Annotated in this window: 12 protein-coding genes and 1 tRNA gene; 10 read left to right on the forward strand and 3 right to left on the reverse strand. The window is 34.1% G+C overall.

From position 1 onward, the window contains the following. Nucleotide 1: 1 nt before the first annotated feature. Nucleotides 2–3,412, reverse strand: coding sequence for a glycosyltransferase family 117 protein (locus H8K90_RS06920; protein WP_186845183.1), 3,411 nt, complete (start codon nt 3,410–3,412; stop codon nt 2–4). Nucleotides 3,413–3,560: 148 nt separating this feature from the next. Between H8K90_RS06920 and H8K90_RS06925 the strand changes: the two genes are divergently transcribed. Further along, a tRNA-Gln gene (locus H8K90_RS06925) sits at nt 3,561–3,634 on the forward strand. 176 nt (nt 3,635–3,810) lie between these two features. On the opposite strand, the gene H8K90_RS06930 is transcribed toward H8K90_RS06925, so the two are convergent. Continuing rightward, nucleotides 3,811–4,635, reverse strand: a complete 825-nt coding sequence (locus tag H8K90_RS06930; protein ID WP_186845184.1) for a universal stress protein — start codon at nt 4,633–4,635, stop codon at nt 3,811–3,813. A gap of 154 nt (nt 4,636–4,789) precedes the next feature. Here H8K90_RS06930 and rimP point away from each other — a divergent pair, with 154 nt between their 5' ends. The 3 genes from rimP (at nt 4,790) to infB (ending at nt 9,298) form a co-directional block, all read left to right on the forward strand. Then, nucleotides 4,790–5,254 (forward strand): ribosome assembly cofactor RimP, encoded by a 465-nt coding sequence (gene rimP / locus H8K90_RS06935; RefSeq protein ID WP_186845185.1) that lies wholly within the window; start codon nt 4,790–4,792, stop codon nt 5,252–5,254. A 12-nt stretch (nt 5,255–5,266) separates the two neighbouring features. Then, nucleotides 5,267–6,499, forward strand: a complete 1,233-nt coding sequence (gene nusA, locus H8K90_RS06940; RefSeq protein ID WP_186845186.1) for a transcription termination factor NusA — start codon at nt 5,267–5,269, stop codon at nt 6,497–6,499. An 87-nt stretch (nt 6,500–6,586) separates the two neighbouring features. Then, the gene (infB, locus tag H8K90_RS06945; RefSeq protein WP_186845187.1) at nt 6,587–9,298 is read left to right on the forward strand and encodes a translation initiation factor IF-2; all 2,712 of its coding nucleotides are present in this window, start codon (nt 6,587–6,589) and stop codon (nt 9,296–9,298) included. 71 nt (nt 9,299–9,369) lie between these two features. Here infB and H8K90_RS06950 read toward each other — a convergent pair whose 3' ends face one another. Continuing rightward, nucleotides 9,370–9,750, reverse strand: a complete 381-nt coding sequence (locus tag H8K90_RS06950) for an SPOR domain-containing protein (RefSeq protein WP_186845188.1) — start codon at nt 9,748–9,750, stop codon at nt 9,370–9,372. Nucleotides 9,751–9,918: 168 nt separating this feature from the next. Here H8K90_RS06950 and H8K90_RS06955 point away from each other — a divergent pair, with 168 nt between their 5' ends. Genes H8K90_RS06955 through H8K90_RS06980 form a run of 6 tightly spaced genes read left to right on the forward strand, consistent with a single transcriptional unit; the run spans nt 9,919 to nt 18,672 of the window. Then, complete coding sequence (locus H8K90_RS06955) at nt 9,919–11,250, forward strand: cytochrome c3 family protein (RefSeq protein WP_246457541.1); 1,332 nt, start codon at nt 9,919–9,921, stop codon at nt 11,248–11,250. A 24-nt stretch (nt 11,251–11,274) separates the two neighbouring features. Continuing rightward, a complete protein-coding gene (locus tag H8K90_RS06960; RefSeq protein WP_186845189.1) occupies nt 11,275–14,394 on the forward strand; it encodes a TAT-variant-translocated molybdopterin oxidoreductase in 3,120 nt (1,039 codons plus the stop codon). 29 nt (nt 14,395–14,423) lie between these two features. Continuing rightward, nucleotides 14,424–16,172 carry an NrfD/PsrC family molybdoenzyme membrane anchor subunit gene (nrfD, locus tag H8K90_RS06965; RefSeq protein WP_186845190.1) on the forward strand — a complete coding sequence of 583 codons (1,749 nt, stop codon included), beginning with the start codon at nt 14,424–14,426 and terminating at the stop codon, nt 16,170–16,172. A gap of 8 nt (nt 16,173–16,180) precedes the next feature. Further along, nucleotides 16,181–16,720, forward strand: coding sequence for a DUF3341 domain-containing protein (locus tag H8K90_RS06970; RefSeq protein ID WP_186845191.1), 540 nt, complete (start codon nt 16,181–16,183; stop codon nt 16,718–16,720). A gap of 1 nt (nt 16,721) precedes the next feature. Then, a complete protein-coding gene (locus H8K90_RS06975) occupies nt 16,722–17,273 on the forward strand; it encodes a c-type cytochrome (RefSeq protein ID WP_246457544.1) in 552 nt (183 codons plus the stop codon). 22 nt (nt 17,274–17,295) lie between these two features. Continuing rightward, nucleotides 17,296–18,672, forward strand: a complete 1,377-nt coding sequence (locus tag H8K90_RS06980) for a quinol:cytochrome C oxidoreductase (protein ID WP_186845192.1) — start codon at nt 17,296–17,298, stop codon at nt 18,670–18,672. The last annotated feature ends 14 nt before the right edge of the window (nt 18,673–18,686 follow it).

Here is an 18,686-nt window from a genome sequence, read left to right on the forward strand (position 1 = left end):
TTTACTGTTCAGGTGATAAATTTTTAATTGTGTCTTTTACAGTTGTATTTAAGTCTAGATCCTCTGGTATCTGTGGAGCTTCTTCCTCACTGTAACGACTCATTAATTCATCAAATAAACTAAAATAACTATTAAATGTTTTAGTCTCTTCTAAGGCAAAATCTTTATCATTATAGATTACTAAAATATCCACTAACGCTCTATAACGTTGTATATCTAAATAGATTTCCTCTCCAACTTTTCTTTCTTGATTTTCAATAGAAAGACCACTGTAATACACTAAATTTTCTTGATATTTCTTGGCAACATCTTTAAATAATGCTCTACCTTTTTCTACATTTCCTATTTCGTAATATGCGCTAATATAAGGCTCTAATAATGAGTAAAACCCAAATTTATCTACAGGCATTTTTTCCATGGCGATATCAGCAATCTCTTCCGCTTTATCTAATTTGTCTTCATTGATAAGTTGCTCAATTAGACGTGCCAAATTACCTCTGTAGGTTATTCCATTTCGTCTCGATTCTATATCGAGATAAATATCGTTTTCACTTCCTCCCCATTCCCAATCTTTAACCATATTATACATTAAATCTGGATCTACTCTGCCCATATCGTAAGGGTTTGCTCTATCTACTGGAGTTTTAATAGGTACTAATTTGTAACACATACCATCTAACTGTAAATAGTCTTTTAACCAAATGTAATCTTCGTCACTAAACGCACCTCCTGTAAAATAGATAGGACGTTCCCAATTGTTATTGGCAATAATATCTAACATTAGCAGTCTATGCTTGTAGATATAACTTCCACCAATTCTGGCATATAGATTATCTTCTATTTTATCCGCATCTTTAGCTTGTACTAAACCATTTTTAAGAACTTCAGCTTTATTTACAGGAATACTAATATTTCTTGTAGGGAAGTAATTAGAATTTAAAATGTATTTAGGATAACCTTCTGGGTCATCACCTTGTTTTTCAATTACATATCTAAATTTGGTATTAGGTTTTTCGCTCGAAACAAAATCCATAAAGTCTTTAATAGGCAATGTGTCATTGGCAATTTGCTCGTTTATTTCTCGATATATGGTAATATCTCTAGTGCCTGCTCTGTACTGTTTGTGAGTCAATTTAGAAGGAATAGGGTCACTTTCATAAGCTTTGCGTTTCATCTGATCGATATACCAATCCGTTTGAAATAAACTAGTATTTACAACACGTACATCTGTGCGTACTCCTTCAATTTCTTGTAAATACCACAACGGAAATGAGTCGTTATCTCCAATGGTAAAGAGAATAGCATTTGGTGCACAAGATTCTAAGTACTTGCGAGCCATGGCATTGGCAGTGTATTTGCCAGAACGATCATGGTCATCCCAGTTATTTGCTGCTAAAATGCCAGGCACAATAATGATACAAACTAAGGTAATTACTGGTGCTAATAATTTTGTTTTAATGCTCGATTTTAAGATATCATATAATGCGTAAACACCGAATCCTATCCAAATGGCAAAAACGTAAAAAGAACCTACGACCGAATAATCACGTTCACGAGGTTCAAACGGTCTAACATTAGTGTAAAATTGGATAGCTATACCTGTTAGTAAGAAAAACACAAGTAATACCCAAAAACGCTTTTTATCTACATTTAGTAAAAAGAAAAAGCCAATTAGTCCTAGTAATAATGGTAAGAAATAATACGTATTACGAGCTTTGTTTTCTAATACATCTGTTGGTAAATTGTCTTGAGACATACCTAAATGTATTTCATCTAAAAATTTAATTCCTGAAATCCAATTGCCATTAAAATCATCGTATTTACCTTGAATATCGTTTTGTCTTCCGGTGAAATTCCACATAAAATAACGCCAATACATATAACCAAATTGGTATTGAAACATATAAGCTAAGTTATCCCCAAAAGAAGGCTTTTCAACAATTAAATATTGTTGGCCATAGCGCTTTAAAAAATTGTTGTAATCTTCGTAATCAATTTCACCTTGGGCAATGCGCATTTTAAAATCATTAATGATTTGGTCAAATTGTCGTTTTTCTTGTAACGCATACTGATTGGCTTGTTCTTCAGGTAAACCTGCATTTAAAGCTTGTCTTCGGGCTTGGGTTTGTATATTTGGGTTAGCTTTAAATTCAATTAAGCCAGTAAACATCATATAGTTTTCTGCATGCTCACTGCTCCACATTCTTGGTAAAACTGAAGCGTGTTCGTGGTTGTAATTTTGTTTACTGCCTTTCCAGTCGTTTATAACAACATACTTACCAAGTTCTTCATCACGTTCATAGTTTTTCTTATCATCTATATAAGGCTCATCTTTATCTGCACCAGAATATACTTCGGTAAACTGAGGGCCATAAAACAAGTGTGTTTCAGGATATTGTTCTAAGTTGTAATAAGCTAAAAGTTCTCGAGCATCCGAAGGGTCATTTTCATTGATTATTACATTAGCGTTAGCTCTTATTGGTAACATCATCCACGACGAAAATCCAATAAAAATAAACATAAGACAAAGTACCAAAGTGTTTGCATGTAACATGCCTTTTTTCTTGGTATAATTGAGTCCAAAATAAAATAGACCAATAACCATTAATCCAGTAATTATGGTGCCTGAATTAAAAGGTAAGCCTATTGAATTTACAAAAAACACCTCTAAATAACCAAACAATTTAAGTGTAGATGGAAGCAATAATTTGAATATAAAAAGTAGAATAGCAGCGGATGCTATATTGGCAATAATAAAATTCTTTACGGTAATGGTTTTATAATTCTTAAAGTAATAAATAAGACCAATAGCAGGAATGGTTAATAAGCCCATAAAATGGACGCCAAAAGATAATCCAATTACAAAAGCAATTAAAATTAACCAACGGTTTCCTCTGGATGTGTCCATGTCTTGTTCCCAGCGTAATGCTAAATAAAACATTACAGCCATAATAAGCGTTGCCATAGCATATACTTCTGTCTCTACAGCATTAAACCAAAAAGAATCTGTAAATGTAAAGGCTAAACTGCCTACTAACGCACTTCCTAATATAGCATAGGCTTTACCTGGATTTTCTTCTTTTTTATACTTTACTAGTTTTACTAATAATAAGCTAATAGTCCAAAACATAAAGAGAATAGTAAAAGCACTTGCAACAGCACTCATCATATTCATTATCATACCTATTTGAGAAGGTTCTAACGCAAATATTGAGAAAAATGCTCCTAACATTTGAAAAAGTGGAGCTCCAGGTGGATGCCCAACTTGTAATTTTGAAGACGTTAAAATATATTCTCCTGCGTCCCAAAAACTAACAGTTGGTTCTATAGTAAGTGCATAAACCGTAAATGCTACTGCAAAAACAAACCATCCTAAAATGGCATTCCACTTTTTAAAGTTAAAATCTGTCATAAAAACCTAGCTTATTAATGCTGGCGAATTTACTAATTATTATAGTAATGCCTACGTTTTTAAGTTAACGTTAAGTATTTTTAATTATTTTCTTGATTTTTTTTGCCCAAATAAAACTTTGTTTTAAATTTGCAACCTCTTTTGAGATTGGCCCATGGTGTAACTGGCTAACACATCGGTTTTTGGTACCGAAGAGTCTAGGTTCGAAACCTAGTGGGCCAACAAAAGTTTAAATCCTAATTCAGTAATGAGTTAGGATTTTTCTTTTTTATTAAGAATTTAATGGGTTGAGTGGTTTATGCAGAGCCTAGATGCAGTAAAACCTATTGAGCCAACCAGAAAAAAAATCCTAACCAATTTACGCTTAGGATTTTTCAATTTATTGCGGTTTATAAAAATTAAATCTTAAAGGTTATTACTGGTCTTTTAGCATGGTTAACTAAATCTTCACTAATACTGCTATTAAAGAAATGAGCAATGCCTTGTCGTCCGTGTGTGCTTATACCAATTAAATCTGCATCAATATCTTTAGAGAAGTTTAATATGCCTTGTTCTACAGTTGTATCGTTATGTATTGTAATGGTGTAGTTATCATAAGTTTGTCCGGCAATAAAATCATTTATGCGCGCATTGGCATCATATGTGGTCATAAAATTATTTGCAGTATTAACCATTAAGAGATGAATCTTAGAGTTAAATGCTTTTGCGAATTCAACAGCTTGTTTGTAAGTTTCTTTGTTGTCGTTTTTAAAATCTGAAGCAAATACAAAATCAGAAACATCAAAAGATTGGTGTTCGTTCTTTATAACTAAAACTGGTACAATAGAGGTTCGTACTACTTTCTCTGCATTAGAACCCACAAACATTTCTTTAAGGCCTGTTGCTCCGTGAGACCCCATAACAATTAAATCAATGTCATACTCTTTGCAAGCATCTTTAATTTCATTAAATGTAATATCTGCTTTAACTGTTTCGTGTACAGTAATACCTTCTAAAAAATCACTCGCCAATAAATCTTCAAACTTTTTATGAGCCAACTTCATAAAGAATAAAGCTTCTGGTATATCACTTTGTACGGCACCAGGATCTATTTGTTGCATTGGTATTTCCATCATGTGTAATAAATAGATTTCGGCTTCGTGTCTTTTAGCAAGCATTGCAGCTACTTTTAATGCATTTTCCGCTTGTTCTGAAAAATCGGTGGGAACTAAAATTTTATTCATTGATGTTGTTTTTTTGTTAGTCTTATAAATTTAAGAAAATAAATCCACTTTACGAAGCTTTGAAAAATCAATAAAAATGTTGTATATTTGCACCGTTGTTTACTAAAAATAAATAAGCGAGAGGACGAAAAGTCCTCTCTTTTTATATCAAATAATGTTTAAGAAAATAGTAGAAGACTTATTACAAACGGCATTAGAAGAAAGACAAGATTTGTTCTTAATAGATTTTAGTTTGTCTAGTGATAATGCCATTAAAATTGTAATAGATGGTGATAATGGTGTTTTGGTCGAAGACTGTATGTTTATAAGCAGAGCGATTGAGCATAATATAGATAGAGATGAACACGATTTTTCTTTAGAAGTATTATCATCTGGTGCAGCAACGCCTTTAACTTTACCTAGACAATACCACAAGCATGTAGGTCGAAATCTAGAAATTAAGACTTTAGATAGTCAAAATTTTGAAGGTGAACTTACAGCAGTAAATGAAGAGGGTGTGGTTTTAAACTGGAAAGCACGAGAACCAAAACCTGTAGGGAAAGGAAAAGTAACTGTAGCTAAACAAGCCAATGTTGCTTTCGATAATATTAAAGAAGCAAAAGTTAAAATAAAATTTTAATTCATATCAGTTATGGAAAATGTAGCGTTAATTGAATCATTTTCAGAATTTAAAGACGACAAATTAATAGATAGAGTTACGCTAATGGCGATTCTTGAAGATGTATTACGTAATGCATTAAAGAAGAAATATGGTGATGACGATAATTTTGATATCATTATAAATCCAGATAAAGGAGATTTAGAAATTTGGAGAAACCGTATTGTTGTAGCTAATGGTGAAGTCGAAGAACCAAACCAAGAGATTGAATTATCTGAGGCTCAAAAAATAGAACCAGATTTTGAAGTTGGTGAAGATGTTGCTGAGGAAGTAAAACTGATTGATTTAGGTCGTCGTTCAATTTTAGCATTAAGACAAAACTTAATTTCTAAAATCCATGAGCATGATAATACAAATATATACAAGCACTTTAAGGAATTAGAAGGCGAAATATATACAGCAGAGGTACATCACATTCGTCATAGAGCAATTATTTTGTTAGATGACGATGGTAACGAAATTATACTTCCAAAGGACAGACAAATTCCTTCAGATTTCTTTAGAAAAGGTGAAAATGTTAGAGGAATTATAGAAAGCGTAGAATTAAAAGGAAGTAAACCAGCAATTATAATGTCTAGAACATCACCATTGTTCTTAGAAAAATTATTTGAACAGGAAATCCCTGAAGTTTTTGACGGTTTAATTACTGTTAAAAAAGTAGTTCGTATTCCTGGTGAGAAAGCAAAAGTAGCGGTAGATTCTTACGATGATAGAATAGACCCTGTTGGAGCTTGTGTTGGTATGAAAGGTTCTAGAATTCACGGAATTGTTCGTGAATTAGGAAATGAAAACATTGATGTTATTAATTACACCAACAATATTCAATTGTTTGTGACAAGAGCATTAAGTCCGGCAAGAGTAACCTCTTTAAAATTAGATGAAGAGAATATGCGCGCTGAGGTGCTATTAAAACCAGAAGAAGTATCAAAAGCCATCGGTAGAGGTGGTCACAATATTCGTTTAGCTGGTCAATTAACAGGTTACGAGATAGATGTATTTAGAGAAGGAGCAGAAGAAGATGTTGAATTAAAAGAATTCTCTGATGAAATTGAAGAATGGATTATTTCAGAATTTAGCAAAGCTGGTTTAGATACAGCAAAAAGTATCTTAGAACAAGATGTTGCTGATTTAGTGAAGCGTACAGATTTAGAAGAAGAAACTATAGAAGAAGTTATCAGAATTCTAAAAGAAGAATTTGAAGACTAATACCATCTTATATTTTTAAAATGTTTTAATTAACATTTTGAAGTTGAATAGGTATCATATATATTTAAGTTATATTACAGGCAATTTATGGCTCAAACAAGATTAAATAAGGTATTAAGGGAATTAAACATCTCTATCGATCGTGCTGTGGATTTTTTAGAATCCAAAGGTATCGAGGTAGAGAAAAGTCCTAATACCAAAATTTCGCAAGAGGTTTACGATACGCTTTCTGATGAATTTCAGACAGATGCTACTAAGCGTGAAAAAGCTCAAGAAGTAAGTGAAGCTAAACTCAAAGAGAAAGAGGCACTTAGAGAAAAACGCGAACGCGAAATTGAAGAAAAACAAAAAGAAGAAGAAGCTGTAAAAGAGCCAATAGTAAAGGCAAAAGCCGACTTAAGTGGTCCTAAAAAAGTTGGTAAAATCGACTTGGATAAAGGTAAGGCAGTTAAAAAAGAAGCATCTAAACCTGCCGAAGTTAAAGAAACTCCAAAGGCTAAAACTGAAGAGCCAAAGAAAAAGCCTGAAGTTAAAAAGGTTGAGCCTAAAATAGAAAAAGAAGCGGAAGTTAAAAAATCAGCAAAAAAAGAAGAGAAAGCTAAAGTTGATGAAGCTAAAGCTGCAGAGCCGGTAGAAGAAACGCTAAAAACAAAATACAAAAAGCTTACAGGTCCAATAACGACAGGGAAGAAAATTGATCTTTCGCAGTTTAATAAACCTAAAAAGAAGAAAGAAGATAAGCCAGCAGCCTCAGGTGATGCTAATAAGCGTAAAAGACGTCGTATTAGTAAAGCAGGAGATAATAATTCTGGTGGAAAACCAAACTACGATAATAGACGTAGTGGCGGAAAAGGTAGAGGTAATTCTAGACCAAAAGTGGTTAAGGAAGAGCCTAGTGAAGAAGAAGTACAAAAGCAAATCCGTGAAACTTTAGAGAAACTTCAAGGAAAGTCTAATAAAGGTAAAGGAGCTAAATACAGAAGAGAGAAAAGAGATCAACACCGTCAACAAACGGAAATCGATCAAGAAATAGCAGCAGCAGAAAGTAAAACCATTAAAGTAACAGAATTTGTTACTGTAAGTGAAATTGCTACTATGATGGAAGTTGGTGTTACTGAAGTTATTTCAGCATGTATGTCTTTAGGAATGATGGTTACCATGAACCAAAGATTAGATGCAGAAACACTTACTATAGTAGCAGAAGAGTTTGGTTTTGGAGTAGAATTTATTACAGCAGATATTGAAGAATCAATAGAAGAATTTGTTGATGACCCTAAAGATTTAAAGCCTCGTGCACCTATTGTTACTGTAATGGGTCACGTAGATCATGGTAAAACATCTTTACTTGATTACATACGTGAAGAAAATGTAATCGCAGGTGAATCTGGTGGAATTACACAGCATATTGGTGCATATGGTGTAGAGCTAGAAGATGGACAAAAGATTGCATTCTTAGATACACCAGGTCACGAAGCCTTTACAGCGATGCGTGCTCGTGGTGCTCAAGTTACGGATATTGCCATTATTGTTGTGGCGGCAGATGATGCTATTATGCCACAAACAAAAGAAGCAATTTCACATGCTCAGGCAGCAGGAGTTCCAATAGTATTTGCCATTAATAAAATTGATAAGCCAGATGCTAATCCAGAAAAAGTAAAAGAGCAATTAGCAGCAATGAATCTTTTAGTAGAAGATTGGGGAGGGAAAATTCAATCTCACGATATTTCTGCTAAAATGGGAACAGGTGTTAAAGAATTACTAGAAAAAGTATTGCTTGAGGCTGAATTATTAGAACTTAAAGCTAACCCTAACAAACCGGCAATTGGTACTGTCGTAGAAGCTTACTTAGATAAAGGTAGAGGATATGTCTCAACTATATTAGTACAAGCTGGTACATTAAGAGTAGGTGATTATGTCTTAGCAGGGAAAAATAGTGGTAAGGTAAAAGCTATGCAAGACGAACGTGGTAAGGATGTAGCTGCAGCTGGTCCTGCAACTCCGGTGTCTATTCTTGGTTTAGATGGTGCTCCACAGGCAGGTGATAAGTTTAATGTCTTCGAAGATGAACGTGAGGCAAAACAAATAGCAACCAAGCGTACACAATTACAACGTGAGCAGTCTGTAAGAACGCAACGTCATATTACATTAGATGAAATCGGTAGACGTATTGCACTTGGTGATTTCCAAGAGTTAAATATTATCCTTAAAGGTGATGTAGATGGATCTGTTGAAGCTTTAACCGATTCATTCCAAAAATTATCTACTGAAGAAATTCAGGTTAATATTATACATAAAGGTGTTGGTGCCATTACAGAAAGTGATGTGTTATTAGCAACAGCTTCAGATGCAATTATTGTAGGATTTAATGTGAGACCAGTAGGTAACGCAAGAATGATTGCAGATAAAGAAGAAATTGATATCAGAACATACTCAATTATCTATGCAGCTATTAATGATCTTAAAGATGCAATGGAAGGTATGTTATCGCCAGAAGTAAAAGAAGAAGTTACTGGTACAGCTGAAATTAGAGAAATATTTAAAGTTTCTAAAATTGGAAATATAGCAGGTTGTATGGTAATGAATGGTAAAATCTATAGAAAATCTGGAATTAGAATTATTAGAGACGGTGTCGTTGTTCATACAGGTGAATTAGAGGCTCTAAAACGTTTTAAAGATGATGTTAAAGAGGTGGCTAAAGGCTATGATTGTGGTATGCAAATTAAAGGATTCAATGATATTGCAATCGGAGACGTTGTTGAGGCGTTCGAAGAAGTAGAAATAAAGAAGAAATTGAAATAGTAATTTCAATTATAGACGTAAAAAAACCGACAAGTTATTGTCGGTTTTTTTTATGCTATAAAATGACAGATTTAGTCATCAGATTTAGGCTGAAGAATATTAGCATACATATATTTTTTCTTAATCTTTACTAGTGCACGGTCAGCTTCAATTCTTGTGGCAAAATTTCCCACCCAAACCTTGTAATTTGGTGTGTTCCATACAATTTTTGCAGTCCACTCACTATATGAATTTAAAAAATTGGCCTTTTCGCGTTCAGCTTTATCAGGGTCAACACTTTGATATACTTGTATTTTAAATACTTTAGAAGTCTTAATATCTTTTTTGTATTCTAGTAATTTAACAATATCACTATCTTGAGTTACTTTAACTTCCCCTTGTTGAGCATTAGCTGTAAGAGAAATCGCAAACAGAAAGATTACGAAGCTTATGTATTTGGTTTTTAATGTCATAAATTTTACTTTTAAAATACAAAGATATTATATTCAACGTAAATCGGTAAAATATGTTATTTAGAATTGGTATAAATTATGTATTAACAGTTCGCTAACATTTCTAAAATCGACTTTAAATATTACTTTTGCATGAGTTTTTATAAACATGTTTTGTTCTCAAATTGAATGAAAAAATCGTACCAAAGTTTAGAAGATAATTCAACCAACAATATGAAACAGGTGATCTACCGTAATTTAACCTCAAAGATTCTTTATTTAGGTTTTATTTTATTACTCACGTTTTCAACCTCACTTTCAGCCCAAGAAGGCGATCCGGTTAATGGAAAAAAAGTATTTTTAGCTAATTGTGCATCATGTCATAAACTAGACAAAGTAATGACAGGGCCTGCTTTACGTAATGTGGAAGCTAGGTTAGCAGAAGAACATGGATTAGATAGAGAATGGATTAATGCTTGGATTCGTAACAGTGCCGCTGTTATCAAATCTGGCGATCCTTACGCAAACAAAATTTATAATGAGTATAACCAGAGTCCGATGACGGCTTTGGCATCTTTAACAGATCAAGATATTTCTGATGTTCTTGCTTATACTGCACAGCCAAAACCAGAGCCGGTTGTACCGACTGTTGATCCAAATACAAATACGCAAGGTGAAGGTGGGGTTTCAAATAACATAATCCTGGGAGCATTAGCCGTATTATTTGGCTTATTAGCAATGGCATTGATTTTAGTGAAACGCACATTGAATCGTTTTGCTGAGGCTAAAGGAATTGAAGTGCCTTCAAAAAAAGGTGGTGATTCAATATGGAAAGCTTTTGTTCAAAATCAATTTTTAGTATTAGTTACTGCTATATTTTTCTTATTAGCAAGTGGTTATTTCGCATACGGTTATTTTATGCAAATTGGTGTAGATCAAGGATACGAACCTGTACAGCCAATACATTACTCTCATAGAATTCATGCTGGTGATAATGGAATAGATTGTAAATATTGTCACTCTTCTGCAAGAGTGAGTAAAACATCTGGGATTCCGTCGCTTAATGTGTGTATGAATTGTCATAAATCAATTTCAGAAGTAGCACCTGCTACCTTGGCAGAAGGGAAAGAATATGGAGTAGATTACAATGCTGAGATTCAAAAATTATATGATGCAGTTGGTTGGGATGGTACTGCTTATACAGGTGACTCTAAACCAGTGAAATGGATACGTGTTCACAACTTACCAGACTTTGCATATTTCAATCACTCACAACACGTAACTGTTGGCGGTATAGAATGTCAGACTTGTCATGGGCCTGTGGAGGAAATGGAGATTATGTATCAAGATGCTCCATTAACTATGGGTTGGTGTATTAACTGTCATAGAGAAACTAATGTAAAAGTTAAAGACAACGCTTACTATACAAAAATTCACGAACAACTATCTAAGAAATATGGAGTTGAGCAGTTAACTGCAGCGCAGATGGGTGGATTAGAATGTGGTAAATGTCATTATTAATAAATAGAAGTAATTCATAATTATATGTCATCAAACAAGAAATACTGGAAAAGTGTTGAAGAGCTAAACGAAAATAGCTCTATTGTTGAGGCGCTACAACAAAACGAATTTGTAGAAGAAATTCCTACAGATGAATTTTTAGGTGATAAAGAATCTTTAGAGTCTTCATCAACATCGCGTCGTGATTTCTTAAAATACGTTGGTTTCAGTACAGCAGCTGCATCTTTAGCAGCTTGTGAGGGGCCAGTAATTAAATCTATTCCGTATGTAGTGCAACCAACAGAGATTATTCCTGGTGTTGCTAATTATTATGCAACTACAATTGCTAACGGATTCGATTTTGCTAGTGTTTTAGTAAAGACAAGAGAAGGAAGACCAATAAAAATTGAAAATAATACGGATGCCGGAACTAACGGTATTGCAAATGCAAGAGTTAATGCTTCAGTTTTAGGTTTGTACGATAATCTAAGAGTTAAATCACCAATGAAAGGTGAAACAGCAATCTCTTGGGAAACATTTATGTCTGAAACAACTTCAGCTTTAAATGGTTTAGGTGATGGAAAAGCAATAGTGTTCTTAACACAAACAATGCCTAGTCCATCTACAAATAAACTAATTGCTGAGTTTACTGAAAAGTATGGAAATGTAAGACATGTGTCTTACGATGCTGTATCTGAGTCAGCAACATTAGATGCTTACCAAGCTAAGTATGGTGTTAGAGGAATGGCTAATTATGATTTCTCTAAAGCTATGACTGTCGTTTCCATTGGTGCAGATTTCTTAGGAGATTGGCAAGGTGGAGGTTTTGAATCTGGTTACGCTAAAAAGCGTATTCCAGATCATGGCAAAATGTCTAGACATATTCAATTTGAATCTAACATGTCTTTATCTGGTGCAAATGCAGATAAGCGCATACCACTAAAGCCAAGTGAGCAAAAACTAGCTTTAGTAAAATTATACAGTGAAGTTACAGGGAATTCTGCAGGTGGTGTTAAACTTTCTGAAGGATTAGATGCAGCAGTTAAAGCAGCAGCTAAGGAAATTAGATTAGCAGGTAGCAATGCTGTGGTGGTTACAGGAATCCAGGATGTAAATGCACAGACTGTGGTATTAGAAATAAACGAATACTTAAAAAGTAAAGCGTTTGACCCTAAAACGACCATAAAAACAAGACAAGGAAACAATAAAGCAGTAATGCAATTGGTTTCTGATATGAAATCAGGAAAAGTTGGTGCCGTTATTATGAATGGTGTTAACCCAATATATACTTTACCAAATGCTTCAGACTTTAAAGAAGGTTTAAGTAAAGTTGATTTATCTATTGCTTTTTCTATGAAGCAAGATGAAACTTCTTTATTATGCCAATATATTGCAGCTGCACCTCATAACTTAGAATCTTGGGGAGATTACGAATTAAAGTCTGGTCATTATTCAATGATGCAGCCAACAATTCGTCCATTGTTTGATACAAAACAATTTCAAGAAGTATTATTAGGATGGAATGGTAATAGTGCTTCTTATAGAGATTATTTAAAATCAGTTTGGAGCTCTGAAATACTAAATGGAGCGTCTTTTAATAAAGCGGTACAAGATGGTGTTTTTGTTGCATCGAATACGCCAACAAACACTGAAGTAACTTCTGATGCTGCTGAAAGTGATGACGAAGAATTAACAACACCTAGCGGAAATGCTGCTAGAGCGTTAGCCTCTTCTGTTAAAAGTAGTGCTATGGAATTAGCATTATATACTAAAACTGGTATGGGAGATGGTCAACAAGCTAATAACCCATGGTTACAAGAGTTTCCAGATCCTATTACAAGAACAACTTGGGATAACTACTTAACAGTTTCTCAAGCTGATGCTGAAAAATTAGAATTAAAAAACTGGAATGTCGCTAATGGTGGTTTAAATGGTAGTTATGCTACAGTTACAGTGAGTGGTCAAGAGCCAATTACAGTACCAGTAATAGTTCAACCTGGTCAAGCTCCAGGTTCAGTAGGTTTATCATTTGGATATGGTAGAACAGCTGGTTTAAAATCTGAAATGCAAACAGGTGTTAACGCTTATCCATTATATAAAAACTTTAATGCAGTACAAGAAGTAACTATTAGTAAAGCTTCTGGTGAACATGAGTTTGCTTGCGTACAGCTTCACAATACGTTGATGGGACGTGGAGATATCATCAAAGAAACGACTTTAGAAATTTTTAATACAAAAGATAAGAAACATTGGAATGCAATTCCTGTTGTGTCTCTTAATCATATTGAAACTCCTGTAACATCTCCAGATGTAGATTTATGGGATGAGTTTGATCGTTCAATTGGTCATCATTTTAATTTATCAATTGATTTAAATGCTTGTACAGGTTGTGGAGCATGTGTTATTGCATGTCATGCAGAAAACAACGTACCTGTTGTTGGTAAATCTGAAATGAGACGTAGTAGAGATATGCACTGGTTGCGTATTGATAGATACTATTCTCATCAAGATGAATTTGAAGCAGATAACGCTAAGAAAGAAGGGTTTGATGGTTTATTTGGAGACAATGGATCTTTAGGAGGTTTTGGTGAAATGGAACGTCCTGCTGATAATCCTCAAGTAGCGTTTCAACCAGTAATGTGTCAACACTGTAATCACGCACCTTGTGAAACGGTTTGTCCTGTTGCTGCAACTGCTCATGGTCGTCAAGGTCAAAACCACATGGCTTATAACCGTTGTGTAGGTACAAGATATTGTGCAAACAACTGTCCTTATAAGGTTCGTCGTTTTAACTGGTTCTTGTACAACAAGAATGATGAGTTTGACTATTACATGAATGATGATTTAGGCCGTATGGTATTAAATCCAGATGTGACTGTGAGATCTCGTGGTGTTATGGAGAAATGTTCGATGTGTATTCAAAAAACACAAAAAACAATTCTAGATGCTAAACGTGATGGACGTGAAGTTAAAGACGGAGAATTCCAAACAGCTTGTTCTGCGGCATGTGGAAACGGAGCAATGGTATTCGGTGATGTTAATAACAAAGACAGTAAAATTACAGCATTAAAAGAAGATGATCGTATGTATCACTTATTAGAAAGTGTTGGTACAAAACCAAATGTTATGTATCAAACTAAAGTGAGAAATACATCTAAAGCATAAATAAAAATTAAAGAAACACGTATATAATTATGGCGTCTCATTACGAAGCACCTATTAGAAGACCTTTAGTTACTGGAGAAAAATCGTATCACGATGTTACAGTAGATGTAGCAAGACCAGTAGAAGGCAAAGCCAACAAAGCATGGTGGATTGTTTTCAGCATTGCTTTGGTTGCATTCCTTTGGGGAATAGGTTGTATTATTTATACCGTATCAACTGGTATTGGAGTTTGGGGTCTTAACAAGACTGTAAACTGGGCTTGGGATATTACTAACTTCGTTTGGTGGGTTGGTATTGGTCACGCAGGAACATTGATTTCTGCAGTACTTCTTCTCTTCCGTCAAAAATGGAGAATGGCAATTAACCGTTCTGCGGAAGCCATGACAATATTCTCAGTTGTGCAGGCAGGTTTATTCCCAATTATTCACATGGGTCGTCCATGGTTGGCATATTGGGTATTGCCAATCCCTAACCAATTCGGGTCGTTATGGGTAAACTTTAACTCGCCATTACTTTGGGATGTATTTGCAATTTCTACCTATTTATCGGTTTCACTTGTATTCTGGTGGACAGGTTTATTACCAGATTTTGCAATGATTAGAGATAGAGCAGTTAAGCCATTCCAAAAGAAAATATATTCTTTATTAAGTTTTGGTTGGTCTGGTCGTGCTAAAGATTGGCAACGTTTTGAAGAAGTATCTTTGGTTCTTGCAGGTTTAGCAACACCATTAGTACTTTCTGTACATACAATTGTATCCTTTGATTTCGCAACATCGGTAATTCCAGGATGGCATACTACGATTTTTCCACCGTATTTCGTTGCTGGTGCGATTTTCTCAGGATTTGCCATGGTAAACACACTTCTTATTATTATGCGTAAAGTGTGTAATCTAGAAGATTATATAACAGTGCAACACATAGAGCTAATGAACATAGTAATTATGATTACAGGTTCTATCGTTGGTGTAGCTTATATCACAGAGTTATTCATCGCTTGGTATTCTGGTGTAGAATACGAACAATATGCGTTCTTAAACAGGGCTACAGGACCTTATTGGTGGGCATATTGGGCAATGATGACTTGTAATGTTTTCTCTCCACAATTTATGTGGTTTAAGAGACTAAGAACGAGTATTATGTTCTCATTCTTTATCTCAATTGTTGTAAATATTGGAATGTGGTTTGAGCGTTTTGTAATTATTGTAACATCATTACATAGAGATTATTTACCATCGTCTTGGACAATGTTCTCACCAACATTTGTTGATATCGGAATCTTTATCGGAACAATAGGTTTCTTCTTTGTGTTATTCTTATTGTACTCACGTACGTTCCCAGTAATTGCTCAAGCAGAGGTAAAAACTATTTTAAAATCATCTGGTGAGCGTTACAAAAATATTAGAGAACGTGGTGATAGTTTGGTAGGAACAGGTGCAGATGCTAGAACATCTAATTTAGCAACTACGACTATTACAGCAACTAAACCAGTAGAGTCTACTTTACCATCTAGCGATAATGCCGATAAAGTAAATAGCCTTTTAGGAAGTATTGGAACCTTTGATGCTTCTACCGAAACTGCGGATGACTTAAAGAAAATCAGTGGTGTTGGGCCTAAAATGGAAGAGGTACTTAATAGTATTGGTATATACACATTCTTACAAGTTAGTAAGATGACAAAAACGGAATATGATTTGTTAGATTCAATTACAGGTTCTTTCCCAGGAAGAGCAGAACGTGATGATTGGTCAGGGCAAGCTAAAAATTTATTAAACAACTAATATAGTCTATGGAAGCTTCGAAAGTAATTCATGCTATTTATACAGATGATGATGTATTAATGTCTGCTGTTAAAACAGTAAAGGCAGAAAAACATCATATCGAAGAAATTTATACACCATTTCCAGTTCATGGACTAGATAAGGCAATGGGATTAGCTCCTACTCGTATAGCTATTGCATCATTTTTGTATGGTTGTGTTGGTTTAACAGTAGCTATTACAATGATGAATTTTATAATGATTGAAGACTGGCCACAAGATATTGGTGGTAAACCAAGTTTCAGTTATTTAGAAAATATGCCAGCATTTGTACCTATTATGTTTGAGCTAACGGTATTTTTTGCGGCGCATTTAATGGTAATTACATTTTATTTAAGAAGTAGAATGTGGCCATTTAAAAAAGCAGAGAATCCAGATCCTAGAACAACAGATGATCATTTCTTAATGGAAATTGCTGTACATAATAATGAAAATGAATTAACATCATTATTAAAAGAAACCGGAGCTGTTGAAATAAATATAGTTGATAAAGACGAAGATGCACATTAATATGAAGATAGCAGCAAAATATATCGTAGTATCAATTCTATTGGTGAGCTTTGTGTCTTGCCAAAAGAATTCAAGACCAAATTACCAGTACATGCCAAATATGTATGAGTCGGTTGGTTATGAAACATATCAAGAATCTGATGCTTTCGCTAATGGAGTAGAAGCACAATTGCCAGCAGAAGGAACTATTCCAAGAGGTGATTTTATGCCTTTTGAAATTGATAATACTACAGAAGGCTATGAAGAAGCTAAATTAAATTTAACTAGCCCATTAGACTCAACTCAGGTTGATTATGAACAAGGTAAAGTTCTATATGATATTTACTGTGCAATTTGCCATGGAACAAAAGGTGATGGAAACGGTACTTTAGCTAAAAAGGAGTTAATTATTCCTGGTAGTTATGCTGATAAAGATATTACTACAGGAAGCATTTACCATACGATATATTATGGTAAAAATACCATGGGTTCTTATGCTAATCAATTAAGTGAAACTGAGAGATGGCATGTTGTAGCTTATGTTGAAAAACTAAAAGCTGATTTAAAAAAATAAGATTTAGATAAAGATTATATAAATGGAATATAAAATTTCAAATCGATTAAAAATAGCCGCTATTGTAATGATAGTCTTAGGAGTACTAGGTGTTGGTTACGGTTTTATGGATTCTCATAAATATGAAACTGTAAAAGATGTTGAGGCTTTACTAAAAAGTGAAGCTCATCATGGTGACGAAGATGCAACAGAATCTCACGGAGAATCTGAGTCTCATGTAGAAAAGGCTCATGACGATGATGCTCATGGTGCAGAAGCGCACGCTGAAGAAGGGCATAAAGTTAGCCACGAAGAACATGTATTACACCAAATACACAATAGACCTTATTCTGCATTATATGTAGCAGCATTCTTTTTCTTTATGATTGCTCTAGGTGCATTAGCGTTTTATGCTGTACAATATGCAGCTCAAGCCGGATGGTCGCCAGTATTATTTCGAGTAATGGAAGGTATTACATCTTATGTATTACCTGGTGGTATTTTAGTGTTATTGATTGCATTTGTTGCAGACAGTCATTTATTTGTATGGTTGAAAGATGGAGTTACAGAAGTTGGCCATGAAAACTACGATAAATTAGTTGCTGGTAAATCGGGATGGTTAAATAAAACAGGATTTTTTATTAGAGGAATCATCTTTTTAGCTGGTTGGTCTGTATACCGTTATTTTTCAAGAAAGTTTTCGGTTGCTCAAGATAACGCAGATATAAATGATAATAGAAACTTTAAGAAGAATTTCAGAATTTCTGCAGCATTTTTAGTATTCTATATTTATACGGAATCTATGATGTCTTGGGATTGGATAATGAGTGTAGACCCTCACTGGTTTAGTACATTATTTGGATGGTATGTATTTGCAAGTATGTTTGTAAGTGGAATCACTGTAATTGCTTTAGTAACCATATACTTAAAATCTAAAAACTTATTAGAGTTTGTAAATGATAGCCATATACATGATTTAGCCAAATTTATGTTCGGGATAAGTATCTTCTGGACCTACCTATGGTTTTCACAGTTTATGTTAATTTGGTATGCAGATATTCCTGAAGAGGTAACTTATTTTGCAACTCGAATTGCAGATTATAAACTTCCATTTTTTGGGATGTTAGCAATGAACTTTGTATTTCCTTTATTATTATTAATGAATAGTGACTATAAGCGAATCAATTGGTTCGTAGTTATGGCTGGTATTGTAATTCTTTGTGGACATTATATAGATGTTTTCAATATGATTATGCCTGCAACTGTTGGTGATAGATGGTTTATAGGTGTGCCAGAGATAGGAGCAATACTACTATTTGGTGGTTTATTTTTACTGACTGTATTTTGGTCTCTCGGTAAATATCCATTGCTTGCAAAAGGAAATCCATTTATTAAGGAAAGTGAACATTTCCATTATTAATTATTAAAAAAGAA

Origin of the sequence: Winogradskyella echinorum (assembly GCF_014297365.1) — a bacterium.
GTDB classification, from domain to species: domain Bacteria; phylum Bacteroidota; class Bacteroidia; order Flavobacteriales; family Flavobacteriaceae; genus Winogradskyella; species Winogradskyella echinorum.

Coding starts and splice junctions, on each gene's coding strand:
- H8K90_RS06920 (WP_186845183.1), bottom strand. CDS start 3,412: ATGACAGATTTTAACTTTAAAAAGTGGAATGCCATTTTAGGATGGTTT.
- H8K90_RS06930 (WP_186845184.1), bottom strand. CDS start 4,635: ATGAATAAAATTTTAGTTCCCACCGATTTTTCAGAACAAGCGGAAAAT.
- rimP (WP_186845185.1), top strand. CDS start 4,790: ATGTTTAAGAAAATAGTAGAAGACTTATTACAAACGGCATTAGAAGAA.
- nusA (WP_186845186.1), top strand. CDS start 5,267: ATGGAAAATGTAGCGTTAATTGAATCATTTTCAGAATTTAAAGACGAC.
- infB (WP_186845187.1), top strand. CDS start 6,587: ATGGCTCAAACAAGATTAAATAAGGTATTAAGGGAATTAAACATCTCT.
- H8K90_RS06950 (WP_186845188.1), bottom strand. CDS start 9,750: ATGACATTAAAAACCAAATACATAAGCTTCGTAATCTTTCTGTTTGCG.
- H8K90_RS06955 (WP_246457541.1), top strand. CDS start 9,919: ATGAAAAAATCGTACCAAAGTTTAGAAGATAATTCAACCAACAATATG.
- H8K90_RS06960 (WP_186845189.1), top strand. CDS start 11,275: ATGTCATCAAACAAGAAATACTGGAAAAGTGTTGAAGAGCTAAACGAA.
- nrfD (WP_186845190.1), top strand. CDS start 14,424: ATGGCGTCTCATTACGAAGCACCTATTAGAAGACCTTTAGTTACTGGA.
- H8K90_RS06970 (WP_186845191.1), top strand. CDS start 16,181: ATGGAAGCTTCGAAAGTAATTCATGCTATTTATACAGATGATGATGTA.
- H8K90_RS06975 (WP_246457544.1), top strand. CDS start 16,722: ATGAAGATAGCAGCAAAATATATCGTAGTATCAATTCTATTGGTGAGC.
- H8K90_RS06980 (WP_186845192.1), top strand. CDS start 17,296: ATGGAATATAAAATTTCAAATCGATTAAAAATAGCCGCTATTGTAATG.